Genomic DNA, 24,921 nt, shown 5'->3' with positions numbered 1-24,921 from the left:
GGTGCGAACACCGGCTTTCCCAATCATGTGGCAGGATAACTGCTTATCAGCCTTCGTAATGATCGCGAACGAGGCGATCCAGAACACGGACACCAAAGCCCGAACCCCAGGATTCATTATACTCGCTGGCAGGTGAATCCATCGCAGTACCGGCAATATCCAGATGCGCCCAAGGTGTATCACCGACAAAACGCTTCAGGAACTGAGCCGCAGTGATCGAACCGGCAGGACGACCGGCCGAGTTACGCATATCTGCGAATTTGGAATCGATGATCTTGTCATATTCCTTGGTGAGCGGCATACGCCACAGCTTTTCACCGCTGGTCTGACCGGCATCAAACAGCTGTTCTGCCAGTTCATCATCATTGGAGAACAGACCAGCATGCTGGGTGCCGAGAGCGATTACAATCGCACCGGTCAGCGTTGCCAGATTGATCATGAAGCGCGGCTTATGGGTCTTGGCGGTGTAATATAGTGCATCAGCCAGAACCAGACGGCCTTCCGCATCGGTATTGATCACTTCAATCGTCTGACCGGACATGGTGGTGACGATATCACCCGGGCGCTGTGCATTGCCATCCGGCATATTTTCCACAAGACCGATCACGCCGATAACATTGGCCTTAGCTTTACGACCGGCCAGTGCGCGCATCAGACCGGTAACAGCAGCTGCACCGCCCATGTCACCCTTCATATCTTCCATACCAAGCGCAGGCTTGATCGAGATACCGCCGGTATCGAACACAACGCCCTTACCGACAAAAGCAACCGGTTTGTCTTTGGCTTTGCCACCGTTCCATTCCATCACCACAAGACGCGGCGGACGGACAGAACCCTGAGCAACGCCGAGCAGCGAGCCCATGCCGAGCTTTTTCATTTCTTTTTCGGTGAGAATGGTGATTTTAACACCAAGTTTCTCAAGCTTTTCTGCTTCCGCAGCAAATTCAACCGGGCCGAGCACATTTGCAGGCTCATTGACCAGATCGCGCGCCAGCAGCACACCTTCACCAATTTCAGCTGCAGCTTCGTAAGCTTTTTCAGCAGCGGCAGCATCAGCAACCTGAATGGTCAGCTTAACGTCTTTGGCCTCAGCTTTGTCGTCGCTTTTCTTGGTTTTGTACTTGTCAAAACGATAAGCGCGCAGTTGTGCGCCCAGAGCAAAATCCGCAGCCGCTTCAGCCGGAATTTCCAGACCGTCAATTGCGAGAATTGCATTGGCTTCAGCGGATTTGCCGATTTTGGCGAATGCCGCGCCGCCGATTTTCAGCCAGTCATCATTTTTCAGCTTGGCAGGATCGCCGATACCAACCAGAACCAGACGCTCTGCGCCTGCACCGTCAGCAAGGTAAGTTTCAAGCGTTGCACCAAGTTTGCCCTTGAAACCGGCTTTGGTAATCAGGCCGGAAACGAAACCTTCGCCGCCAACATGATTTGCCTGTGCGGCAACCGAACCGTCTTTGCTCACGGGTACAATCACGACATCTTTCAGCTTTTCTGAAAAATTCGAGAACTTGATGACTGGATTTTTGGACATAATAACTCCAATAGGTAAAAACAGAGTCGCATAACTCAAATGCATTGTGTGGCTCTATCAAGACCAAACCACAAGCCATAAATTACCGTCTCTGACGAATAAGTGTTTTGTTAACCTAATTTCTTTGTCTATTTTTAGCCAAGACCCGATTATGATAAACACGGATTATATGACAAGCGTTTGCGTGCCGTCTTTAAACGATTATAAGATGTCAGCAAATTTGTATAACCGGCAGATAATAACTGGTTCAGCCCTAAGGTTCAGGATGTAAATTCAGCATATGAAACTGATCGAGCGATACATCCTGCGCCGCGTGGGAATAATGTTTCTGGCCGTGTTCTGCGCGGCCATCGGCATTACGTGGACAGTGCAGGTATTGCAGCGCATCAACTTCCTGACTTCCAGCGGCCAGTCTCTGGCATCAGCCATTCAGTTTTTCTCGCTGTTTATTCCCTCCGTCATCCCTCTGGTGATGCCGTTTGCACTGGTGATTGCCATCACGCAGACACTCTCCACCATGAATCAGGATTCGGAACTGGTGGTCATCAATGCCTCCGGCAGCCCGCGCACGGCCGTTATCCGGCCGGTATTGCTGTTTGCTGCCATGCTTGCGGTTATCTCATTTCTGATTGCCAATTTCGTTGACCCCTATGCACGCTATAATATGCGTTCCATGCTGGCCAATGCGAGTGCTGATCTGATCAATGTGGTTGTGCAGGAAGGCAGTTTCCGCAGATTGTCCGATAATCTCTATGTGCAGATTGCCGAGCGTAAATCAGACGGCAGCATCGGCGGCATGTTCATCGCCGATTCCCGCGACGCCAACACGGATCTGGTTTATTATGCGCTGGATGGCGCTATCGCCAATAATAATGGCAATGATGTTCTGCTGATGAATAATGGTGAGATTCAGCGCCGTGAAGTTAAAACCGGCAATGTTTCCATCATCAAATTTGATCAATATGCTTTTGACCTGAGCCAGTTCACAGATACAGGCGGTGATATGGTTCTTTATGCCAAAGACCGTCACCTGTCCTATCTCATCAATCCGGACAAGAATGACCCGATTTTTCAGACCAGACCGCTGCAATATCGCGCGGAGCTGCATAAACGTCTGACAAACTGGCTTTATCCTTTCGTTTTCGCCATGATTGCTCTGGTTCTGGCTGGCGATGCGCGTTCCCATCGTGAAGCGCGAGTTTCCGCTTCCTTCTCGGCGATCTCGCTGTCACTGATCGTCTATTGGGCCGGATATTTTGTGTCTGACCGCGCTGAGAAGAACCTGAGCTATGTGCCGGTCATGTATCTTATTCCGCTCGGTGTCATTGCGGTCTGCCTCTATGCATTGTTCAGCGGACGCTCACTCAGCCTGCCAACCTCATGGTCGGACAGGATTCAGGACATAAGCGAACAATTAACAGCCCGCCTGCGTCCGCTTTATGAGCGCTTTGCCGGCAAGAAAAATACATCAGGAGGTCAGTCATGATCGGCTGGACGCTCGGACGCTATTTTTTCATGCGCTATGTGCAAACCACGCTGTATTTTCTGCTGGGTATTTTTGCATTGTCGCTGCTGCTCGATTTTACGGAAAATGCCAGCAAGCTCTCCACCCTCCCCGATTATTCGGCATGGGCGGCACTCGGGCTTTCCGCGATGCGCATTCCCTTCATCATGCAGCAGGTTATTCCGTTTGTAGCGCTGTTCTCTGCTATGGCCACGCTGATTTCGCTGAACCGCCGCTATGAACTGGTGGTAGCGCGTTCAGTCGGTGTTTCCGCATGGCAGTTTTTGCTGCCTGCCTGTCTTGGTGCCTTCCTGTTCGGCCTCATCACCATTTTCATCATTAATCCGCTTGCGGCTTATGGCTTTGAAAAATCGCTGGAAATCAGCACGCGCTGGCAAAACGGCAATGTTAATCAGGCTACAGCGCTGCGCGATCCATGGCTGCGCCAGAAATTTGATGAACAGGAAACCATTATCGGCGCCAAGGGCATTCTCGCACAGGGAACGCATCTGACCGGTGTCAGCTTCTTCGTCTTCAATGAAGACAAGACAATCAAAGAGCGTTTTGACGCCCGCGATGCTCAGCTGGAAGACGGTTACTGGAACCTGACCAATGTGACCCATATTGTCGAAGGTCAGGAACCTAAAGAACTTTTATCCACAAAGATTCCGACCCAGTTAAAACCGGAATTTCTCGAAGAAAAACTTTCTTCGCCCGACACGATTCCATTCGTGCAATTGCCCCGTAAGATTGAAGTCGCCCGCTCTTTCGGCTTTTCGGCCACCGCTTTTGACATGCAGTTCCAGTCTTTGCTGGCTTTGCCTGCTCTTTTGATGGCCATGACGCTGATTGCTGCAACAGTCTCATTAAAATTTGTGCGTTCCGGCCAGTCCGGAGCAATGATTCTGGGTGGCATCATTGCCGGGTTCGTGCTTTATGTCGTAACTGTACTTGCCAAAGCCTTTGGCACGGCAGGATTCGTGCCGCCATTTGTAGCGGCATGGGTACCGGTATTGATTGCAACATTTTTTGGAATCTCCTTTTTGCTCCATAAGGAGGATGGTTAGTGGGATTGAGTAGCTCCCGCACGGTAGTATCTGAGTACTTCACGCGTCTTGCACGCGGGACAGCTCTGGCGTGCATTTTTTCCACCTCTGTGATCATTTCTATGTCTTCCGTGGCTTACAGTCAGGAAGCAGCGCCTTCTGACGACTTCGGTAGCCAGTATCAGACCAATCCTGATGCCAAGATGCTGCTGCAGGCAGACAATCTGATTGTCGACCGCGATCAGAATACAGTCACCGCAGCGGGCAATGTTCAGATTGAATATGACGGTAACCGTCTGGTTGCACGTCAGGTTGTCTACAACCAAAAAACCAAACGCATGGTTGCTAAAGGCAATGTTGAAATTGTCGAAAAAGACGGCAACCGCATCTATTCGGATGAAATCGATGTAACCGATGATTTCCGCGATGGCTTTGTAAACGGCCTGCGCGTTGAAACCGTTGATGACACACGTTTTGCAGCGGAAAGCGCGGAACGCAGTCTCGGTGAAATCACCACATTTAATAATGGCGTTTACACCGCCTGCCGTGCCTGTGAAAAAGATCCGAGCAAGCCGGTTCTCTGGCAGGTTAAAGCCAAAAAAATTATCTGGAACGGCACCAAGAAAACTGTCCGCTTTGAAGGCGGCCGTTTTGAAATGTTCGGCAAGTCGCTTTTTGCCCTGCCTGCTTTCGAAATTGCTGACCCGACCATCAAGCGCAAGAGCGGCTTCCTGTTCCCGAGCTTCCTCTATAAAGACGAGCTGGGTTTCGGTATGCGGGTGGGCTATTTCTGGAATTTGGCTCCGAATTATGACATCACCACTTATGGTACAGGCCTGACAAAACAGGGCTTCTTAAGTGAAACCGAATGGCGTCACCGTCTTGAAAACGGCTCTTATAATATCCGTGTAGCGGGTATTTATCAGGCGAAGCCGGGAGAGTTTGGCTCCGCAACAGTTGATGCGCAAGAGCGTTTCCGCGGCATGGTTGCCTCCAAAGGTGATTTCAAAATCAATCCGCGCTGGAGCTTTGGTTGGGATGTTATCGCCCAGACCGACAAGAATTTCAGCCGTACCTATAAAATCGGCGGCTATAGCGGTGAATCGCTGACATCCAATGTCTATTTGCGCGGTATATCCGGTCGCAACCATCTTGATATTAACCTGTACAAGTTCAAAGTGCAGGAAGATGTGCTGAACGATATCGTTAATCCGAATACAAATTCGCCTTATGCTGTTGATTCAAAACAGCCTTGGGTACTGCCAAGTGTTGATTACCTCTATACTGTTCCGGGTTCTGTCTATGGCGGCGAACTGACCATTACCAGCAATCTGCAGGGCATTTATCGCGAAACATCTGATACGATTTATCAGAACGGCGCTGCCCGCTTCCTGAATGGCATGAAGGGCACCAGTGCCCGTCTGACGACAGAAGCAGAATGGAAACGGACTTTCATCACCGAACAGGGTCTGGTCATTACCCCTCTCCTCGCTCTGCGTGGCGATGCGATTGGTATTAGCACCAATGACACATTCGGCACTGTGAATGAAATCCGTTCGCAGGCTTTCCGTGGTATGGCGACTGCTGGTCTGGAAGTTCGCTGGCCGATCCTGTTCTCCACAACCAGCATGACACAGGTGCTGGAACCGACAGCGCAGATTTTTGTTCGTAATGACGAGCCTTATGCCGGTCGTCTGCCGAATGAAGATGCACAGAGCTTTGTCTTTGATGCGACCAGTCTTTTCCAGCGCGACAAGTTCTCCGGTTACGACCGTGTTGAAGGCGGTACTCGCGCCAATCTTGGTCTGCGCTATTCCGGCAATATGAATAATGGCTGGTCCATCCATGGTCTTGCCGGTCAGTCCTTCCAGCTGGGTGGCCTGAACTCCTTTGCCGAAAGCGACTTTGCCGGTGCCGGTGCGGATTCCGGTCTTGAAGGCAAGCGTTCTGACTATGTTGCAATGCTTGGTATGTCCAACAATTCCGGCCTCGCTTTTGCTGCACGCGGACGCTTTGACAAAGATAATTTCGATGTCAAACGCGGTGAAGTGGAAGCCAGCCACAGCGGACAGATTGTTCAGGCCTCGGTTAAATATGCTTATATTGCCAAGCAGCCGGATTATGGCTATGCGAATGACCGTCAGGAAGTCAGCCTGAGCGCCTCAACACGTTTCAAAGAAAACTGGCGTGTGTTTGGTTCCGGTACCTATGATATCGTATCAGAAACTCTGGTACGTGCTCAGTCCGGTCTGGCCTATGATGATGAGTGCTTCACCTATTCGATGGCCTATATTCAGACACGCAGTCCGGGTCAGGACAAGATTTCCCATTCGGTCGGCTTCAATATTTCCTTCCGTACATTGGGCGATCTGGGCAGTTCATTCTAAGCCCGTTTGACAATCAGAAATTATATTACGGCCTGCTTTATGCGGGCCGTAATTTTATCCAGAGCGGTTTACGTTCAGATTGGATCATAGCGCTCGCTCTAAATTCTTTATTTGGTCGCATTATCACGGGCGTCAAGTTGATCCAACTTGACTGTGAAATGCTTCAGAGCATGTCGCGAAAAAGCGTGCACCGGTTTTCCTATAACGACATGCGTGAAAACAAAGAGATCGAGCGGTTCTACCGGCTCAATATTAACAGGAACCGCTCTGAACCTGCGTTTTGCACGCAGATTATTTCGCAAACGCATCATAAAATCGTACGATTTACACTCTAGAGCGGTTTACGTCCAGATTAGATCATAGCGCTCGCTCTAGATTCTTTATTTGGTCGCATTATCACGGGCGTCAAGTTGATCCAACTTGACTGTGAAATGCTCTAATTCTCATTCGGAGCGCATCTGTATATCGGAATACAGCAATGCAAACAGGGGATAATGGCAGCAATCACACAGGCTTTGACTGTGGAGAATAAAGATTGTCTGCGTAGTTTTAGATAAGAGCGGGTATAAACGGGGTCGAAATTCGCTGTTTTCATGCATTCTTAAACAGATGAGAGATTGTTTCACTGCAACTGCTCATCTATACAAGAATGAAAATCCTGACAGGATGTGACAACAGAAGTCATTTTATCTATTACTTCTCCCTATCAGGAGACGATCACGTCCTGAGGCACGGAACGGGAAACCAGGTATGAAATTTGCTACTATGAGCATGAATTTTAATAAACGCATTCTGGCTGCTGTGTTTGCCGGTACTGTTGCAATGACGGCTTTGAGTATGACGGAATTTACCGGCACTGCCAAAGCTGCCGAAATTAAAGTGATCGTCAACAGCAACCCGATTACCAATGTGGACATTGCGAACCGCGCTGCCTTCCTTAAATTGCAGCGCCGCGGCGGCAATCTCAACAAGCAGGCTCAGGATGAGCTGGTTGAAGAAATGCTCAAGCGTGTGGAAATGAAATCACGCGGCATTGTCGTTTCGGATCAGGAAATTGAAACTGCCTATGCAGGCTTTGCCTCGCGTAACAAAATGAGCGTTGCGCAACTTAACCAGCTGATGAATCAGGCCGGTATCACGCCGAAGCATTTTAAAACCTTTATCATGGTGCAGATGGGCTGGAGCCGTGCGATTGGTGCCCGCTTCCGCTCCGAAGGCATGATGAGCGAGCAGGATGCTGTTCAGCGCATGCTGAAGGATGGCGGTAAAAAGCCTTCAACCAGTGAATATACATTGCAGCAGGTGATTTTCGTTGTACCGGCCGCCAGCCGCTCGGCAGGCACAATGGCGAAACGCCGTTCCGAAGCCAATGCTCTGCGCAACCGCTTCTCCAGCTGTGAAACAACACGTTCCCAGACCAAGGGCATGCTGGATGTGACCGTGCGTGATCTCGGCAAGCATCTGGAACTGCAATTACCGCCGGAATGGTCAAAACAGTTGAAAGCAACAGCTGTAGGCCGTCCGACAGCGGTTCAGGATACTGATAAAGGCGTTGAATTCCTCGCCGTCTGTGCCAAGCGCACTGTATCGGATGACCGTGTTGCACAGCTGACCTTCTCCATGGAAGGCACCGGCAGCAATGCGGATCAGGAAAAGAAAGCTGAAGAAATCAGCAAGAAATATGTCAAAGAACTGCGCGAAAAAGCGAAAATCGTTAATCGCTAAACCTGAAAAAGCCACGCAGAGATTATTCTGCGTGGCTGATCTGATTTAAGTATTTTTCTGTTTACGGCCTCATTACACAGCAGAACCGGAGCATAAAATGGTTTTTCCGCAGCATGGAGAGGCTTCCATAGCACCGGTTGCTCTGAGCATCGGCGACCCGTCCGGTATCGGACCGGATATTGCCCTCACCGCATGGGCGCAGCGGGAAAAGCATGCGCTGCCTCCGTTTTTCATCCTTGCCGACCCGTCCTTGCTGACAGCAAGAGCCAGACAGCTTGGTCTTGATATCCCTTTCAGCATCTGCCAGCCGTCTGAAGCAACACAGCGCTTTTGCCATTATCTGCCTGTTGTGCCTCTGGCCAACCGGCTGACTGACAAGCCGGGCGTGCCGCAGACCGCCAATGCCGCCGGTATTATTGAGGCGATTGAACGCGCCACACATTATGTGCTTGATGGTCAGGCCAGTGCAGTCACAACCTGCCCTATCGCCAAGAAACCGCTTTACGAAGCCGGTTTTGGTTTTCCGGGGCATACGGAATTTCTTGCCCATCTGGCTTCCCGTCATCTTGGTGTTGAAGTGCGCCCTGTCATGATGCTCGCAGGCCCGCAATTGCGCGCTGTGCCGGTGACAATTCATATTCCGCTGCATAAAGTGACGGAAGCACTGACAACAGCTGCGATCATTGAAACTATCCGCATTACCGATCATGATCTGCGCACACGTTTTGGCATCAAAAATCCGCGCATTGCAGTCTCCGGTCTCAACCCGCATGCCGGTGAAGGCGGAGCGCTCGGCCATGAAGATGATGCTGTCATCCGCCCTGCTATCGAGCAGCTCAAAAGCGAAGGCATCAATATTCGCGGGCCGCTGCCTGCAGATACAATGTTCCACAAACAGGCGCTGACAACCTATGATACGGCAATCTGCATGTATCACGATCAGGCACTTATTCCTGCCAAAGCGCTGGCTTTTGATGAAACGGTCAATGTAACACTCGGCCTGCCCTTCATCCGCACCTCTCCCGACCACGGGACTGCTTTTGACATTGCAGGACGTGGCATTGCCCGACCGGACAGCCTGATCGCCGCGCTTAAACTGGCCGCAGAGCTGGCACATAATCATAAACGGACACAAGACTGAATGAGCATTGATAATCTGCCGCCACTGCGTGATGTGATTGAACGTCACGAACTGAATGCCAAAAAATCCCTCGGCCAGAACTTCCTGCTCGATCTCAACCTGACATCCAAAATTGCCCGACAGGCCGGTGATCTACAGGATCAGCCGGTGATTGAGGTCGGCCCCGGCCCCGGCGGTCTGACACGCGCTATTCTGGCTCAGGGCGGCATTGTCACGGCAATCGAGCGTGATGAGCGCTGCCTGCCCGCGTTGGAGGAAATCGCTGCGGAATATCCGGGGCGTTTACGTGTCATTTCCGGTGATGCTTTGCAGCAGGATTTTAAGGCGCTGTTTCCTGATCCGGCCAAAAAGCCGAAAATCATTGCCAACCTGCCTTATAATGTCGGCACGCAATTGCTGATCGGCTGGCTGCTGAGTGAGCCATGGCCGCCTTTTTACAGCTCTATGACCCTGATGTTCCAGAAAGAAGTTGCCGAGCGCATTGTTGCCCGTGCCGATGATGATGCCTATGGCCGTCTTGGTGTGCTGGCCGGATGGCGTACGCAGTCTAAAATCGCTTTTGATCTGCCGCCACAGGCTTTCACACCGCCGCCGAAAGTCACGTCTGCCGTTGTGCATATGATCCCGCGTGAAGAGCCGCTGGCCTGCCCGCCGCAGCTTCTGGAGCGGGTAACACAAGCGGCATTCGGTCAGCGTCGCAAAATGCTGCGCCAGAGCCTCAAGCCGCTTGGTGGTGAAACCCTGCTCAATAAAGCAGGCATTGATCCGACGCGCCGTGCAGAGACGCTCAGTGTCGAAGAATTTGTGCATCTGGCAAACCAGCTCTGAGATATAAAAAACCGCCTTACGGCGGTTTTTCTTTTCAGACGTATTGAGAACTTAAGAAGGCTGTTCTTCCAGCAAACCGTTCACGAATTCAAACAGACCCGGACGACGGTCGCGGCGCAGACGCTCAGCCATGACAATGGACTTCACAGCGGCATAGGACTGGTTCAGATCTTCATTGATAACAATGTAATCATATTTGCTCCATTTCTGGATTTCAAAACGCGCATTGTTCAGACGTGTTTCAATCACCTCAGGCGTATCTTCCGCACGGCGGTTCAGGCGCATCTGAAGTTCTTTCATGGTCGGCGGCAGAATAAAGATCGATACAACATCGGCCGGCATTTTGGCCTGAAGCTGTTCCGCGCCCTGCCAGTCAATGTCAAACAACATGTCACGACCGTCTGCCAAGGCGTTTTCCGCAGTCTCGCGCAGCGTTCCGTAATAATTGCCATGCACCTCTGCCCATTCAATCAGGGCATCGCTGTCACGCAGGCGCTCGAATTCACGCACGCTTTTAAAATGATAGTGAACGCCCTCAATCTCGCTGGCGCGACGCTGACGGGTTGTCACGCTGACGGACAGGGAAAGATCCATATCGCGGTCTTCCAGCAACAAACGTGCAATCGTTGACTTACCCGCGCCTGACGGCGAAGAAATGACCAACATAAGGCCGCGTCGTGCGACAGCATTTTCCACGAAGGAGATGGCCATAATCTATTCTGCTCCAGATTCTCTATTCACTGCTATGTCTGATATCATTGCGCCGCAATGATGTCTCTTTTGTTCTCTCTTTTCACAGCAATTGCGGCGTTTTTTAGTTATTAAAGCATTACCTGATCTTCACTATACGCGGAGCGGAAACGCTTGCAATCTTTACTATTCGAGGTTCTGAACCTGCTCGCGGAACTGATCGACAACCGCTTTCAGCTCAAGGCCGATTGCAGTAATGCTGGCCGCATTGGATTTTGAACACAGCGTATTGGTTTCGCGATTGAATTCCTGCGACAGAAAATCGAGCTTACGCCCCGCAGGGCCGCCGTCGCTGAGCAATTTATGTGCCGCAGCCACATGCATATCCAGCCGGTCAAGCTCCTCCTGAATATCCGCTTTGGTGGCAAGAAACGCTGCTTCCATATGCAGGCGCTGTTCGTCCAGCACGATCGCCGCACTGCGATTGCTGTTCATAGCATCCAGCAGCAATGCCACCTGCCCCGCAAGACGCTCACGGATCGCTTCAGCACTGCGGGACGCATCCTGACGCGCCTGCACTGCCAGTTCCGCAATTCGGTCGACATGGCTGCCAAGCAGATCGGACAGGCGCTTGCCTTCCTGCAAACGCATCAGTTTCAGCGCATCCAGTGCTTCATCAAAGGATGACAGCAATGCGGCTTTCAAAGCCGCTTTACCTGCATCGTCGCTCAAGGTCTGCGGCGGCTCCAGAATACCGCGTAAATTCAGCACGGCATCCACACTGGCAGGTGCCAGACCATATTGGTTCTGCAACTGCTGCGCTGTCTGCATAACCTTGCTCAGCAAATCTTCATTGATAACCAGCGCCGTCTGCGCCTCCGGCTCTTCAATTGTCAGGCTGACCTGAAACGATCCGCGGGCAAAAACGCGCCCCAAAGCCGTGCGCAATTGCAGTTCAAGATCATCAAAACCGTTCGGAATACGAAAGCGGGCATCAAGCCCTTTACCGTTCACACAACGAATTTCCCAGCTGATCCGTGTCTGCGCATTCTCATCCGCCCCCGACATGAATGTCGCTGTATGGCGGGCGAAACCGGTCATGCTCTGTACTGTCATCTTAAAACCCGTTATCTGCGCCGTTTGTCTTTGAAAGCGGCTTTTGCAAAAATGCCGTCCGGATGGCCGGACGGCATCATATTTTATCTGTATCTTTAATTACAATCGTTAAGGAGCCGGCGTTGGTGCGGTGCCGTTTGTTCCTGTTGCCGGATTTTCCTTACGCTGACGCTCAACCTCACGCCATTTACGCACATTTTCATTGTGCTCTTTCAGCGTTGCCGCGAAGACATGGCCACCGGTACCGTCTGCCACAAAATACAGATCCTGAGTATCCAGCGGATTAGCGACGGCTTCCAGAGCATCGCGCCCCGGATTGGCAATCGGTGTCGGCGGCAGGCCTTTGATAATATAGGTATTATAGGCAGTTTCTTTTTCGATATCCGACTTATAGATCGGGCGATCTGCAGGTTTGCCGCGTCCGCCGAAAATACCGTAAATAATTGTCGGATCGGATTGCAGGCGCATACCGGTATTCAGACGATTTACGAAAACCGAAGCCACATGCGGACGCTCGGATGCCACACCGGTTTCCTTCTCAACGATGGAAGCCAATGTCACAAATTCGTTCTTGTCTTTGACCGGAAGACCGTCACGGCGCTTGGCCCAGACTTCATCCACCAGTTTGGCCTGCGCGGTTTTCAGGCGATTGACCACTTCCTCACGCGGTGTGCCGCGCGTGAAGCTCAGCGTATCTGCGACCAGACTACCTTCAACAGGCAGTTCTTTCGGCAGGTCGCCGGAAAGCAGCTCGCTATTGGCAATACGATCGAAAATCTGCTGGACGGTCAGGCCTTCAGGAATGGTCACTGAATGCATCAGCGACTTACCTTCAACAAAGATATTCATAATATCGCGCATGGAAGCACGGGCAGGAATGGCATATTCACCGGCCTTCATGCTCTTTTCCAGACCATAAGCACGTGCGCCATAGCGGAAAATCCGCGCATCGGTAATCAGGTCTGCACGTTCCAGCTGGTCGGAAATTTCAATAATACCGCTGCCGCGCTTCACAAAGAATGTCGAATCCTGTGACAGCGGCCCTTCAGTCGTGAACTGAACCTTGCCGAAATAGAACAAGGCTCCCATGCCGATCACCAGAAAGACCAGCATAGACAGCATGAAATTGGCAAAAACCACAATCTGGCTGCGGGCATGACGCGAACGCTTGCGCCTTTTCGGCGGCGGCGGTGTGCCCGGCTCAGGGCGCAATGCTTCGCTTGCCGATTTCAGAACCAAAGGCCCTGTTGCCGGTTCAGCCGCATCCGGTACCGCAGGTTTTTCAGCTTGCACAGCAGCTTGCAGCTGAGCCGGTGCCGATACCGGAGCAGAAGCAGGTGCAGCTGGTGCTGCGGCGATTTCCGGAGAAACCGGTGCAACAATTGCATTTTCATCGGAGGTAACAGGCTTATGCGCGCTCGCAGAAGCAGCGCTCCCCGTATGAGATGGTGACGCACTATTCTGAACAGCGCTATCAGAAACGGCAGGCTGACCAGCAGATTTATTTTCAGATGATTGGTCTGACGTCACACTTACACTCCGGTTCAACCCGACCCGATGGCAATGAAAACCAAGGGCCTGAGCCGATTAATCTGTATTTTTAGTTTCTTCACTCAATGGGCACAATAATTGCGGCAAAAGCACGAATGTCGCAACCCGTGAACAAAGCTTTCGACAGAAAGAATCCATATTTAAGAGAGTATTTTGATCTGAAATACGGATTGCCTGCGTCTGCTGTTCAAAAACGGCCTCACCCGTTACGGTACAGGCTCTTAATAAAAGGCCGCCTTCACTGAAAGCGGCCTTTTCATTCCATCAGCTAAAATGCTGTATCAGGCCTGATAGCGGCGCAGGATCAGCGAAGCATTGGTGCCGCCGAAGCCGAACGAGTTCGACACAGCAACATCAATCTGACGGGCGCGTGGCTTATGCGGCACCAGATCGATCTTGGTGCTGACCGACGGATTGTCGAGATTGAGCGTAGCAGGCGCAATATTATCGCGGATTGCCAGTGTCGAGAAAATCGCTTCTGCCGCACCGGCTGCACCGAGCAGGTGACCGATCGAGGATTTGGTCGAAGACATGGAAATCTTCGAGGCTGAATCTCCGACAACGCGTTCAACTGCTGCCAGTTCGAGCGTATCAGCCATGGTCGATGTGCCGTGAGCATTGATATAATCAACAGCATCCGGTGTGATTTTGGCACTGCGTAACGCGGCTTCCATGCAGCGCTGTGCGCCTTCACCGTTCTCGCTTGGTGCAGTGATGTGATAGGCATCACCGGACATGCCGTAGCCGATCACTTCCGCATAGATTTTAGCACCGCGTGCCAGCGCATGTTCCAGCTCTTCGAGAACCACAACGCCTGCACCTTCACCCATAACGAAACCGTCGCGGTCTTCGTCATATGGGCGCGATGCCGCGGTCGGATCATCATTGCGCTTGGTGGAGAGCGCTTTACAGGCAGCAAAACCGGCCAGAGAAATACGGCTGACCGGCGATTCTGTACCACCGGCAACCATTACATCGGCATCGCCGAAAGCAATCATACGGGCAGCATCACCAATAGCATGTGTACCGGTTGCGCAGGCTGTGACCACGGAGTGGTTCGGGCCGCGCAGCTTGTGCTTGATCGAAACATGGCCGGAAGCCAGATTAATCAGGCGACCCGGAATGAAGAAAGGCGAAATACGGCGCGGACCTTTGTCGCGCAGCGTATAACCGGCTTCAACAATACCTTCGATACCGCCGATACCGGAACCGATCAGCACGCCGGTGCGGATCTGGTCTTCATCGCTTTCCGGATGCCAGTTCGCATCATCCAGTGCCTGATCGGCAGCGCCGACCGCATAGACGATGAAAGGATCAACTTTACGCTGTTCCTTCGGTTCCATATAGAGATCAGCGTTGAATGTGCCATCCGTGCCATCGCCGACAGGAATACGGCAGGCAATCTGACAGGCAAGGTCGTCAACTTCGAATTCGGTCACGCGGCGCGCTGCGCTTTGGCCGGCGAGCAAACGCTTCCAGGTTTCTTCAACACCATTTGCCAAAGGTGACACCAGGCCAAGACCGGTAACGACGACTCTTCTCATATGTATCCTTCCCTGCACCTGACCCTGTTTCTCGCTGGTCTTCACCAACGGCAGGCGGCACAGATTAATCAACCGCGTAATATCTCGACCGGAATCGATCAAGGGTTAGAATTACGCAGAATTAATAGATTGTTACAGCGCTTTTGTGGAGTGGTTAATTACAGATCCGCAAACAGAACTGTCTGACCGGCATAAAGGCAGTAAAAACATTGCCTGAGCCTTATTCAAATATTTTCCATACTTCAAACGATAAGGGCCGGAAGATATGATCTTCCGGCCCGATATCTGCCTGCCGATTATACAAATAATCAGGCAGAAGCTTTATCGATGAATTTAACAGCGTCGCCGACCGTCAGGATGGTTTCAGCTGCATCATCAGGAATTTCTACGCCGAATTCTTCTTCGAAAGCCATTACCAGCTCAACTGTGTCCAGGCTGTCTGCGCCCAGATCATCAATGAAGCTTGCGCCTTCAGTTACTTTATCGGCATCTACGCCCAGATGTTCAACAACGATTTTCTTGACGCGTTCTGCGGTGTCGCTCATGTCGGACCTCGACCTGTTAATACCATAGCCTTGGTAGCGGCATGGCTGATTGTAATCAAGTGTTAAGATAACTCACCATTGCAACATTCATCACAATGAAAAGCATCCTGTGGATATTCCTACTGCATAATGCCTGAAACAGAAATGCATTTCAGACGCATTATACAATATATTTCAGTTGCAGCGATTTAACTGCTGCGCCGTTGAAGCGCAATCATATTTTATCACTGCAGCCGCCACGAAGCATAAAACATGCAGCGCAGCAATATTCGGGGCATTATCACGGTTCTGCTGTTTGGCAAAGTCCATTTTAACAAGCAACCACAGCGAAACAGAGCAAAAACCGTTAAAACAACAGAAAAAAGAGCTTTATTGCTGTATTATCAGCTTTTTAAAGTTCTTTTATTCATCATTATTCCGGCCGGAACCGTTCAGAAACCGGCCGGATCTTCATCAGATCATGGCCATACCGCCATTTACGTGCAGGGTCTGACCTGTCACATAAGCGGCTTCATTACTTGCCAGATAGACAACGGCCGATGCAATTTCAGCACCCTGCCCCATGCGCTTCATCGGGATAGCCGACATGATTGTGTCTTTTTGCTTCTCATTGAGCTTGTCGGTCATAGCCGACTCAATAAAGCCCGGAGCAACGCAGTTCACAGTCACATTGCGCGAAGCAATTTCCTGAGCCAGCGATTTGGAGAAGCCGATAATACCGGCTTTTGAAGCGCAGTAATTGGCCTGTCCCGGATTACCGGTTACGCCGACGATGGATGTAATATTGATAATACGGCCAAAGCGGCGGCGCATCATAGGATGGGTCAGCTCGCGGGTCAGGCCGAATACGGAAGTCAGGTTCACTTCGATCACTGCATCCCAGTCTGCATCGCTCATACGTACAAACAGACCATCACGGGTGATACCGGCATTATTGACCAGAATATCGACGCCTTCGAGCTGCTTTTCCACAGCCTGACCAAGCGCCTTCACTTCTTCACGGTCGGAAAGGTTCGCAGGGAAGATATAAGCGCGTTCGCCCAGCTCTTTGGCCAGCGCTTCCAGCTTTTCAACGCGGGTGCCGTGCAGAGCAACAATAGCGCCCTGTGCATGCAGCGCGCGTGCTACTTCTTCACCGATACCGCCGGTTGCACCGGTTACGAGAGCCTTACGGCCAGTCAGATCAAACATGAAATCCTCTTGAATCTGATACGCGGACAATCTTCGTCCGCTTTATAACATTATTTTCAGCGCTTCAAAATCTGAGCGATTACGCCAGCAGCGTCTGCATCTTAAGTTATGCAAGCAGAGCTTGCAGGACAGCATCAATCTCTTCAGCAGTGCCGACAGTCACACCGGTTACATCTTTGGAGATGCGGCGTGCCAAGCCGGTCAGCACTTTGCCGGAACCGACTTCATAAAGCGTTGTCACGCCGTGGCCTGCGAACCATTCAACAGTCTCGCGCCAGCGCACCTGACCTGTGACCTGTTCAACAAGCAGATCAGCAATTTCGATAGGATCCTTAACCGGAGCAACGCGCACATTGGCGATGACCGGCACAACAGGTGCCTGCTTGTTCACAGTTGCCAGCGCTTCACGCATTGCATTGGCAGCAGGTGCCATCAGGCTGGAATGGAATGGTGCGGAGACCGGCAGCATGATTGCGCGTTTTGCACCGCGCTCAGACGCCAGTTTGGCAGCCAGCTCAACTGCGGCTTTGGAACCGGAAATAACCAGCTGACCGCCGCCATTATCATTAGCGATCTGGCAAGAACCTTCTGCGGAAGCCTGTTCGCAAATTGCAAAAACATCAGCATGTTCAAGACCGATGATTGCAGCCATCGCGCCTTCACCAACCGGCACAGCAGCCTGCATTGCATTGCCGCGGATACGCAGCAAACGGGCAGTATCGGAAATGGAGAATGTACCGGCAGCGCACAGAGCCGAATATTCGCCGAGCGAATGACCGGCAACATAAGCGACTTTATCCTGCAGCTTTAATCCCTGTGATTCCAGCACCCGCATAACAGCCATCGAAACTGCCATCAGCGCAGGCTGGGCATTTGCAGTCAACGTCAGCTGGTCTTCCGGCCCTTCAAACATCAGGCTTGAGAGTTTTTCACCGAGCGCATCATCAACTTCTTCGAAAACAGCGCGCGCTTCCGGATAGGTTTCAGCCAAAGCCTTGCCCATACCGACAGCCTGACTGCCCTGTCCCGGAAATGTAAATGCTACAGTCATTAAAGCCTCTTTATTTTGTATCTGTGTTTGGCGATCCGCACACATATATATTATATTGCCTCTGCGGATACGATAAAATTATCTATAACTGCAAAGCCCTGTGCCTTTCAGCCGCTTTCAAGTCAAGTCTTCGCGCCTGAAAACCCGTATGCGCCGCTGCGATAACCCGTGTTTTTGCCTGCATAAGCGACACAACGCGCATAGCTTTGCTTTTGCCGGTTGCAAAATTTTCAAAAAGCCACTAATAGGCACTCGTCATTGTCCGGCATCAGCTGGGGGCTGAACGGAGGCCGGATTTAAATATCCGGAGAAATTCTAGCGATTTCAACCTCCCGTGTCTCCGCTCTCGATCGTCTCGACCCGCGTCCTTTCTTCTCCGTTTTACGGATATAGACAAGTCGCAGAGGCTTAGCCGTTGATCCGGATGGTGGTTTTTTGAAGAAAGGCAAAGACAATGGCTCTTTATGAACATGTGATCCTTGCCCGACAGGATATCTCGCAGCAGCAGGTTGACGCACTGGTAGAACAGTACAAGGGCGTTCTTGAAGCTAACGGTGGTAAAGTCGGGAAAATCGAAAGCTGGGGACTGCGTCCTCTGACTTATCGTATCAAAAAGAACCGTAAAGCTTACTACACACTGGTAAACATCGATGCTCCTGCTGCTGCAGTTGCTGAAATGGAACGCCAGATGCGTATTAACGAAGACGTTCTCCGTTTCATGACCATTCGTGTTGAAGAACACGAAGAAGGCCAGTCAGCAATGCTGAGCCGTCGTGATGACCGTCGTGAACGTGAAGACCGTTTCGGCCGTGATGACGATCGTCCACGCCGTCCGCGTCGTCCACGCGACAACGAATCTGCCGGTGAAGGAGAAGAATAATGGTTGATATCAATCAGATCCCGACCCGTCGTCCGTTCCATCGTCGTCGTAAGACCTGCCCATTCACAGGTCCTAACGCACCGAAGATCGATTACAAGGACATCAAACTCCTGCAGCGTTACATTTCTGAACGCGGCAAGATTGTTCCTTCCCGCATTACAGCCGTAAGCCAGAAGAAACAGCGCGAACTCGCAAAAGCGATCAAGCGTGCACGTTTCCTCGGCCTGCTGCCATATGTAGTGAAATAAGATTTTTGATTCGGGGTGTGTCCGCACACCCCGGTTCATTTCTGATGCACCGGGGCATTAAAAACCGGAATAAATGATTTAGTGGCCGTAAGGTCAGGTTGGGAACAGAGCGCTGAAGCGATCGTTCTCTAACTGCAACCGGAAACTTCCGGGCAGGACAGCAGGATTAAGATGAATTACAATAGCAAACATATCGGAACCGGTGTTCTTGCGGGGCTTGCAGCCGCGCTGCTGGCGTCCGGCGTGCTGGTTCAATCCGGCCTTGCTATGGTTCTCTATGTCCTCACCCCTCTTCCTATTTTTATCGCCGCACTTGGCTGGGGTACTGCCGCCGGTTTGATTGCCGCGGCCACAGCGAGCATTGCCGTTGCTATTTTCGCCGCACCTATGGTTGCGGTTCTGATTGCCCTCACCAGTTTCATCCCTGCTGCAACCGGCGCTTATCTTGCCGGTCTTGCGCGGCCTGCTCAGGAACTGGGCGGCCCTAAAGATGCACTGGTTTGGTATCCGCTGCCGGACATTATGTTCCGCCTCGCACTGCTGATTTCTGTCAGCTTCATTATCGTCGGCTCGATTATCGGCTATGGTGAAGAAATGGTGCGTGAACTGACCGGTGCGATGATCGCAAGCCTGCAGGCCTCTGATCCGCAGTTCAATGCAAGCGACGATTTCCGTGAAATGCTGCAGCAGTTTCTGCTGTTCGGTCTGCCTGCCATTCAGGCTGCAACCAGCCTGATGTTCCTGACCGCGAATTTCTATCTCGCGCTGCGCATCACTGAACGCTCCGGCGTGCTGCGCCGCCCGCGCGATAACTGGCCTGCAACATTGCGCATGCCGCGCCCTGCTCTGCTGGTTTTCGCTCTTACCTTTGCCGGCTCCATGTTCCTGTCCGGCCCTGCAAGCATGATCGCCACCACTTTCGCCGGTGCGCTTGCTGCGGGCTTTATCATGGCCGGTCTGGCAATTATTCACTGGCGGACACGCGGTGCCACATGGCGTCCGTTTGCGCTGTGGCTTGCCTATTTTCTGCTCATCATCTTCGCATTCTCTGCACTGATCTTTCTGGTATTCGGCCTGCTCGATACATCGCGCGGCGCTCCGCTCTCCAAAGATCCGTCCCAGAATTCATAACCATAAACACATTCAGAACTTAAACACTCAAGGAATAGTCCAATGAAAGTTATCCTGCTTGAACGCATCAGCCGCCTCGGTCAGATGGGCGATACTGTTACTGTAAAAGACGGCTTTGCCCGTAACTTCCTGCTCCCGCAGGGCAAGGCACTGCGTGCCAACGAAGCCAACATGGCTCGTTTTGAATCCCAGCGCGCTCAGCTCGAAGCCCGTGATCTGGAACGCAAAACCGAAGCACAGGCCGTTGCTGACAAGCTGGACGGCAAGAGCTTCATCGTTGTTCGCTCGGCTGGTGAAACCGGTCAGCTGTACGGTTCGGTTTCGACACGTGACGTTGCTGATGTTGTAACTGCTGAAGGCTTCTCGCTGAACCGCAACCAGGTTGACCTGAACCACGCGATCAAAACAATCGGCATTCACACAATCTCGATCGTTCTGCACCCGGAAGTATCGGCCACAATCACCATCAATATCGCACGTACAGCTGACGAAGCTCTGCGTCAGGAAAAAGGTGAAGATCTGTCGACTGCTGCTGCTATCTACGGCATCGAAGAAGAGCCTCTGGCTGAAGAAGTTTTCGACGAAGACTTCGATGGCGAAGAAAACGCATAATCAGCGTTTTCCTACAGATTTCGTATCTGAAAGGCTGCACCGGACATCCGGTGCAGCTTTTTTATTGCCCGTTTATTTATGAAACCATCACGCGAAAATGATTACACTCTCCGGAATTATTTCTGCCCCGCTCTTTCCAGAACAATAAAACCGGCTATTCTTAAAGCGCTGTTCCGTGTTTAGCTCTTTGTATTGACGCATTATCCAGCGAAAACCGCTTTGCACTTTTTCTGGAAATGCTCGAAAGGCGGATACAGGCGCGGAAACCCGCCGCTTCATCCGTCGCTCAACCGGTTCTGCAAGATCGGAGGAGGATGAGACATGAGTAGCATGCTGCATTCGGTTCTGAACAAGCTGATCTCAAGCGGCGATCTTAAAGTACAATTTGCCGATGGCACGACCCACACTTACGGCAACGGCACTGCGCCGCGTGTCACGCTTGCCTTTCACAATAAAGCGGCGGAAAGAGCGATCGCTCTTGATCCGGAACTGAAGCTCGGCGAATGCTTCATGGACGGGGATATCAGTTTTCCGGAAGGCGATATTTACAGCTTTCTGCGGCTGGTCTTTGAGAATACCGGCCCCACGGCGGCAAAAGAGCCGTGGATGCGTATCCTAACCAGATTACGCAAGATCTTCAGACCCTTACAGCAAATGAACACGCTGGCACGCTCATCCAGAAATGTGCAACGGCACTATGATCTGAGTGGCGAACTGTATGATCTGTTTCTTGACCCCGACAAGCAATATTCCTGCGCTTATTTTGAAACGCCGCAGACCAGCCTTGCGGAAGCACAACTGGCAAAGAAGCGACATATTGCGGCCAAGCTGCAAATCAAACCCGAAGATAAATTACTGGATATCGGCTGCGGCTGGGGCGGATTAGGTCTGTATTTTGCAGAATTTCTTGATGCTGATGTTACCGGTGTAACCCTGTCTCAGGAGCAGTTCCAGATTGCCAATCAACGGGCAAAAGCGCGCGGGCTGAATCAACAGGCGCAGTTCTTGTTGCAGGATTATCGCGAGCTGAACCAGCAATTCGACCGGATCAGCTCTGTCGGCATGTTTGAACATGTAGGTGTTACCCATTATGCCGAGTTTTTTCAGCAGGTTGCGCGGCTGTTAAAACCGGATGGTTCCATGCTGCTGCACTCTATCGGCCGCAGTGACGAGCCTTCCGTCACCAATCCGTTCATCCGTAAATATATTTTCCCCGGCGGCTATATCCCCTCTCTCTCGGAAGTCTTGCCGCATATTGAAAATGCAGGACTGATTATAACGGATATTGAAATTCTCCGCCTGCATTATGCGGAAACCCTCAAAGCATGGCGTGAAGCTTTCATGGCAAACCGCGACAAAGCAAAAGCCATTTATGATGAGCGTTTTTGCCGGATGTGGGAGTTTTATTTGGCCGGATCGGAATCCGCCTTCCGCTGGCAGAATATGATGGTGTTTCAGATACAGCTTGCACACAGACAGGATGCCGTGCCGCTGACCCGTAATTATATTGAGCTGGAGGAAAAGCGGCTTAAGCGACTGGAAATGCGCAAATTCAAAGCTTGCAATGACAGCAGCAGCGAGAAAGCCAGCCCGAAACATCTGGTTTATTAAAGCGCAGGTCAACGGGCTGCAGTTTTGTGACAAATTGACGACACTCAGTTACTCATAAAGTTTTTATCAAGAGATTGTGAAGTTCCGGCGATTGCACCGCTGGTGCGCTTCAGACATTTATCTGTTTGCTTTTACGCGCTCTTTTACCTGAAACCTGCATCGCATCTTTCGGAGCGCTGTTGTTTCAAGGGATAAATATCTGATGCCCAGCGTGCAAACCAAGCTGCACCCACGCCTGAATAAAACAACCCTGCTTGTCTTATCAGCAGGATTACTGGTTCTTCTCGCTTCCTATCCGCTGGCATTCATTCTCCCTGCATGGACATCGTGGGAAAACGGCCCTGTTGAAAATGCTCAGGCAATATTGCTGTTTCTGGGTATGATACAGGCACTGATTTTTCAAAAATCCGGCAGTTCAGACTGGAAATGGTTCTGGCGCGGTGCGGCATTGATCTGGTTTATCTGCGCAGTTCGGGAATTGAGCTGGGGTGCGGTTTTCCTTGAGCCAATCAGCCTTTCCGAGCTTGGCCCTTTCTTCTCATCACGCCAGCTCTGGTACAAACCAGCCATCATGCCGGCATTGATTGCCTCTGTTTTGCTGTTAGCGGTTCTGATGTTGAAAAACGGCTCGCATAAATTGCTCAAACCATTGCAGCAATCCGGCGGGTTGCCATGGGGTGCATTTTTGCTGGCAACGCTGTGCATGATGATTTCAACGGCAGCAGAAGAGCATCTCGGCCTCACAACCGGCCTGGCCGGCGCAGCCGCTCAAAACCTTGAAGAACTGAGCGAATTGGCAGCCTATATTTTTCTTCTGACCGGACAGTTCCAGCTCCGTTACCACCAGTCTTTGCTGGCGACTGCGGACTGATCCCGTTAAAAGCCCCCACGCGACGACTATCTGACAGGCAGTTCTTGCAGCTGCAGCCTGTGAATCGCTGTGAATCATGGTATAGCCGCTTCAACTGCACCGGCAGATTGTTTACACTCATATTTCAACAGACTCTGATGTCCGGCTTTTCGCCGGATAATTCCCGCTTGATTGCGGCAAAGGATCCAGAACTTTATGGCTGACGCGACTGTTCACAAACTTGAAGAGACACGGGACACCCAGAATTCGCTTTACCGCGAAGCCCCGAACAATATCGAAGCGGAACAGGCTCTTCTCGGCGCGATTCTGATTAATAATGATGCTTTTTACCGTGTTTCGGACTTTCTGAAGCCGCCGCATTTTTACGATCCGCTGCATCGCCGTATTTATGAACTGGCGTCCGAGCTGATCCGCGTCGGCAAAATGGCCAATCCGGTGACCATGAAAACCTTCCTGCCTGCCGATGATAAAGTCGGCGACATGACCGTGTTTCAATATGTGGTGCGCCTTGCCGCTGAAGCGGTAACGGTTATCAATGCGGAAGATTATGGCCGCGCGATCTATGATCTTGCCACACGCCGCTCGCTGATCGGCATCGGCGAGGAAATGGTCAATGTCGCCTATGATGCGCCGGTCGATATGGCTCCGCGAAGCCAGATTGAAGATGCCGAGCGCCGCCTGTTTGAACTGGCGGAAACCGGCCGCTATGACGGCGGTTTCCAGCCTTTCAACGAAGCCGTTAAAACAGCGATTGATCTCGCGGGTGTAGCCTTCCAGCGTGACGGGCACCTCTCCGGTGTTTCCACCGGCATCCACATGCTGGATGGTAAGATGGGTGGCTTGCAGTCTTCCGACTTGATCGTGCTGGCAGGGCGTCCGGGTATGGGTAAGACCTCCCTTGCCACCAATATCGCCTTCAATATTGCTGCTGCCTATCAGGGAGAGCAGCTGGCTGATGGCTCAATGAAAGCCATCAATGGTGGTGTGGTCGGCTTCTTCTCGCTCGAAATGTCCGCCGAACAGCTGGCAACCCGTATTATTTCCGAGCAGACAGAGGTTTCCTCATCCAAAATCCGCCGCGGTGAAATCTCGGAAACCGATTTTGAAAAGCTGATCGCCTGTACACAGACGATGCAGCGTATTCCGCTCTATATTGACCAGACCGGTGGTATCTCCATTGCGCAGTTGTCTGCGCGTGCCCGCCGCCTCAAGCGTCAACGCGGCCTTGATTGTCTGGTGATTGACTATATTCAGCTGATGACCGGTTCTTCAAAAGCCTCCGCGCAGAACCGCGTGCAGGAAATTACCGAAATCACCACAGGTCTTAAAGCCCTTGGCAAAGAGCTGAATGTGCCGATTATCGCACTGTCACAGCTCTCCCGTCAGGTAGAAAACCGCGAAGACAAACGTCCGCAGCTCTCCGATCTTCGTGAATCGGGTTCCATCGAGCAGGATGCGGACGTTGTGCTCTTCGTGTATCGTGAAGAATATTACGTCAAAAACCTTGAACCACGCGACGAATTCGATCCGAAATATGACGAGTGGAAAATGCACTTTGAGAAAGTCAAAGGCACGGCAGACGTTATCATCGCCAAACAGCGTCACGGTCCTACCGGTACTGTAAAGCTCGCCTTCCAGTCGGAATTCACGCGCTTTACCGATCTGGCCGAAGGCACTTATCTGCCTGAACAATATGACGACCACTGAAAGAGCAT

At 51.6% G+C, this 24,921-nt stretch carries 20 protein-coding genes and 1 pseudogene; 13 read left to right on the top strand and 8 right to left on the bottom strand.

Going from position 1 to position 24,921, the window contains the following annotated elements; genetic code table 11:
* Positions 1–46 precede the first annotated feature (46 nt).
* The gene (locus LDL70_RS04730) at positions 47–1,534 is read right to left on the bottom strand and encodes a leucyl aminopeptidase (protein WP_221720845.1); all 1,488 of its coding nucleotides are present in this window, start codon (positions 1,532–1,534) and stop codon (positions 47–49) included.
* Between the two features lie 280 nt (positions 1,535–1,814).
* On the opposite strand from LDL70_RS04730, the gene lptF reads away from it, so the two are divergent.
* From lptF to rsmA, 6 genes and pseudogenes are all read left to right on the top strand, one after another.
* Positions 1,815–3,020 (top strand): LPS export ABC transporter permease LptF, encoded by a 1,206-nt coding sequence (gene lptF / locus LDL70_RS04725; protein WP_225687498.1) that lies wholly within the window; start codon positions 1,815–1,817, stop codon positions 3,018–3,020.
* Complete coding sequence (gene lptG / locus LDL70_RS04720) at positions 3,017–4,105, top strand: LPS export ABC transporter permease LptG (RefSeq protein WP_225687496.1); 1,089 nt, start codon at positions 3,017–3,019, stop codon at positions 4,103–4,105. Before lptF ends, lptG begins: the two co-directional genes overlap by 4 nt.
* A gap of 158 nt (positions 4,106–4,263) precedes the next feature.
* Positions 4,264–6,471, top strand: a pseudogene (locus tag LDL70_RS04715) (LPS-assembly protein LptD); the annotation flags it as partial.
* An 822-nt stretch (positions 6,472–7,293) separates the two neighbouring features.
* On the top strand, positions 7,294–8,196 hold the full coding sequence (locus LDL70_RS04710; protein WP_370637804.1) for a SurA N-terminal domain-containing protein: 903 nt from the start codon (positions 7,294–7,296) through the stop codon (positions 8,194–8,196).
* A gap of 97 nt (positions 8,197–8,293) precedes the next feature.
* Positions 8,294–9,337 (top strand): 4-hydroxythreonine-4-phosphate dehydrogenase PdxA, encoded by a 1,044-nt coding sequence (gene pdxA / locus LDL70_RS04705; RefSeq protein ID WP_225687492.1) that lies wholly within the window; start codon positions 8,294–8,296, stop codon positions 9,335–9,337.
* On the top strand, positions 9,338–10,165 hold the full coding sequence (gene rsmA, locus LDL70_RS04700) for a 16S rRNA (adenine(1518)-N(6)/adenine(1519)-N(6))-dimethyltransferase RsmA (RefSeq protein ID WP_225687490.1): 828 nt from the start codon (positions 9,338–9,340) through the stop codon (positions 10,163–10,165). It begins immediately after the preceding gene.
* A 51-nt stretch (positions 10,166–10,216) separates the two neighbouring features.
* On the opposite strand, the gene gmk is transcribed toward rsmA, so the two are convergent.
* From gmk to fabD, 7 genes are all read right to left on the bottom strand, one after another.
* Positions 10,217–10,876, bottom strand: a complete 660-nt coding sequence (gene gmk, locus LDL70_RS04695; RefSeq protein WP_075654629.1) for a guanylate kinase — start codon at positions 10,874–10,876, stop codon at positions 10,217–10,219.
* Positions 10,877–11,041: 165 nt separating this feature from the next.
* Positions 11,042–11,971: a YicC/YloC family endoribonuclease gene (locus tag LDL70_RS04690; protein WP_225687488.1), complete on the bottom strand. Its 930-nt coding sequence runs from the start codon at positions 11,969–11,971 to the stop codon at positions 11,042–11,044.
* Between the two features lie 108 nt (positions 11,972–12,079).
* The gene (mltG, locus tag LDL70_RS04685) at positions 12,080–13,330 is read right to left on the bottom strand and encodes an endolytic transglycosylase MltG (protein WP_370637803.1); all 1,251 of its coding nucleotides are present in this window, start codon (positions 13,328–13,330) and stop codon (positions 12,080–12,082) included.
* A gap of 473 nt (positions 13,331–13,803) precedes the next feature.
* Positions 13,804–15,066, bottom strand: coding sequence for a beta-ketoacyl-ACP synthase II (gene fabF, locus LDL70_RS04680; protein WP_151158030.1), 1,263 nt, complete (start codon positions 15,064–15,066; stop codon positions 13,804–13,806).
* Positions 15,067–15,374: 308 nt separating this feature from the next.
* Complete coding sequence (locus tag LDL70_RS04675) at positions 15,375–15,611, bottom strand: acyl carrier protein (RefSeq protein ID WP_002963616.1); 237 nt, start codon at positions 15,609–15,611, stop codon at positions 15,375–15,377.
* Between the two features lie 453 nt (positions 15,612–16,064).
* A complete protein-coding gene (gene fabG, locus LDL70_RS04670; RefSeq protein ID WP_022712181.1) occupies positions 16,065–16,802 on the bottom strand; it encodes a 3-oxoacyl-[acyl-carrier-protein] reductase in 738 nt (245 codons plus the stop codon).
* Between the two features lie 106 nt (positions 16,803–16,908).
* The gene (gene fabD, locus LDL70_RS04665; RefSeq protein ID WP_225687486.1) at positions 16,909–17,853 is read right to left on the bottom strand and encodes an ACP S-malonyltransferase; all 945 of its coding nucleotides are present in this window, start codon (positions 17,851–17,853) and stop codon (positions 16,909–16,911) included.
* 454 nt (positions 17,854–18,307) lie between these two features.
* On the opposite strand from fabD, the gene rpsF reads away from it, so the two are divergent.
* From rpsF to LDL70_RS04630, 7 genes are all read left to right on the top strand, one after another.
* Positions 18,308–18,733 carry a 30S ribosomal protein S6 gene (gene rpsF / locus LDL70_RS04660; protein WP_022712183.1) on the top strand — a complete coding sequence of 142 codons (426 nt, stop codon included), beginning with the start codon at positions 18,308–18,310 and terminating at the stop codon, positions 18,731–18,733.
* Complete coding sequence (rpsR, locus tag LDL70_RS04655; RefSeq protein WP_022712184.1) at positions 18,733–18,981, top strand: 30S ribosomal protein S18; 249 nt, start codon at positions 18,733–18,735, stop codon at positions 18,979–18,981. The genes rpsF and rpsR overlap by 1 nt, the downstream gene beginning before the upstream one ends.
* A gap of 171 nt (positions 18,982–19,152) precedes the next feature.
* Positions 19,153–20,112 carry a DUF2232 domain-containing protein gene (locus LDL70_RS04650; RefSeq protein ID WP_022712185.1) on the top strand — a complete coding sequence of 320 codons (960 nt, stop codon included), beginning with the start codon at positions 19,153–19,155 and terminating at the stop codon, positions 20,110–20,112.
* 42 nt (positions 20,113–20,154) lie between these two features.
* Complete coding sequence (rplI, locus tag LDL70_RS04645) at positions 20,155–20,724, top strand: 50S ribosomal protein L9 (protein ID WP_022712186.1); 570 nt, start codon at positions 20,155–20,157, stop codon at positions 20,722–20,724.
* Positions 20,725–21,045: 321 nt separating this feature from the next.
* Entirely contained in the window at positions 21,046–22,335 is a 1,290-nt protein-coding gene (locus tag LDL70_RS04640) for a cyclopropane-fatty-acyl-phospholipid synthase family protein (RefSeq protein ID WP_225687484.1), read from the top strand.
* Positions 22,336–22,537: 202 nt separating this feature from the next.
* Positions 22,538–23,206 carry a hypothetical protein gene (locus LDL70_RS04635; protein WP_225687482.1) on the top strand — a complete coding sequence of 223 codons (669 nt, stop codon included), beginning with the start codon at positions 22,538–22,540 and terminating at the stop codon, positions 23,204–23,206.
* 195 nt (positions 23,207–23,401) lie between these two features.
* Complete coding sequence (locus tag LDL70_RS04630; RefSeq protein ID WP_075654624.1) at positions 23,402–24,913, top strand: replicative DNA helicase; 1,512 nt, start codon at positions 23,402–23,404, stop codon at positions 24,911–24,913.
* Positions 24,914–24,921 lie beyond the last annotated feature (8 nt).

This window comes from Pseudochrobactrum sp. XF203 (assembly GCF_020341615.1).
Taxonomy (GTDB): domain Bacteria; phylum Pseudomonadota; class Alphaproteobacteria; order Rhizobiales; family Rhizobiaceae; genus Pseudochrobactrum; species Pseudochrobactrum saccharolyticum.
This window is presented reverse-complemented; position numbering and strand designations above follow the sequence as displayed.

Coding starts and splice junctions, on each gene's coding strand:
- LDL70_RS04730 (WP_221720845.1), bottom strand. CDS start 1,534: ATGTCCAAAAATCCAGTCATCAAGTTCTCGAATTTTTCAGAAAAGCTG.
- lptF (WP_225687498.1), top strand. CDS start 1,815: ATGAAACTGATCGAGCGATACATCCTGCGCCGCGTGGGAATAATGTTT.
- lptG (WP_225687496.1), top strand. CDS start 3,017: ATGATCGGCTGGACGCTCGGACGCTATTTTTTCATGCGCTATGTGCAA.
- LDL70_RS04710 (WP_370637804.1), top strand. CDS start 7,294: ATGACGGCTTTGAGTATGACGGAATTTACCGGCACTGCCAAAGCTGCC.
- pdxA (WP_225687492.1), top strand. CDS start 8,294: ATGGTTTTTCCGCAGCATGGAGAGGCTTCCATAGCACCGGTTGCTCTG.
- rsmA (WP_225687490.1), top strand. CDS start 9,338: ATGAGCATTGATAATCTGCCGCCACTGCGTGATGTGATTGAACGTCAC.
- gmk (WP_075654629.1), bottom strand. CDS start 10,876: ATGGCCATCTCCTTCGTGGAAAATGCTGTCGCACGACGCGGCCTTATG.
- LDL70_RS04690 (WP_225687488.1), bottom strand. CDS start 11,971: ATGACAGTACAGAGCATGACCGGTTTCGCCCGCCATACAGCGACATTC.
- fabF (WP_151158030.1), bottom strand. CDS start 15,066: ATGAGAAGAGTCGTCGTTACCGGTCTTGGCCTGGTGTCACCTTTGGCA.
- LDL70_RS04675 (WP_002963616.1), bottom strand. CDS start 15,611: ATGAGCGACACCGCAGAACGCGTCAAGAAAATCGTTGTTGAACATCTG.
- fabG (WP_022712181.1), bottom strand. CDS start 16,802: ATGTTTGATCTGACTGGCCGTAAGGCTCTCGTAACCGGTGCAACCGGC.
- fabD (WP_225687486.1), bottom strand. CDS start 17,853: ATGACTGTAGCATTTACATTTCCGGGACAGGGCAGTCAGGCTGTCGGT.
- rpsF (WP_022712183.1), top strand. CDS start 18,308: ATGGCTCTTTATGAACATGTGATCCTTGCCCGACAGGATATCTCGCAG.
- rpsR (WP_022712184.1), top strand. CDS start 18,733: ATGGTTGATATCAATCAGATCCCGACCCGTCGTCCGTTCCATCGTCGT.
- LDL70_RS04650 (WP_022712185.1), top strand. CDS start 19,153: ATGAATTACAATAGCAAACATATCGGAACCGGTGTTCTTGCGGGGCTT.
- rplI (WP_022712186.1), top strand. CDS start 20,155: ATGAAAGTTATCCTGCTTGAACGCATCAGCCGCCTCGGTCAGATGGGC.
- LDL70_RS04640 (WP_225687484.1), top strand. CDS start 21,046: ATGAGTAGCATGCTGCATTCGGTTCTGAACAAGCTGATCTCAAGCGGC.
- LDL70_RS04635 (WP_225687482.1), top strand. CDS start 22,538: ATGCCCAGCGTGCAAACCAAGCTGCACCCACGCCTGAATAAAACAACC.
- LDL70_RS04630 (WP_075654624.1), top strand. CDS start 23,402: ATGGCTGACGCGACTGTTCACAAACTTGAAGAGACACGGGACACCCAG.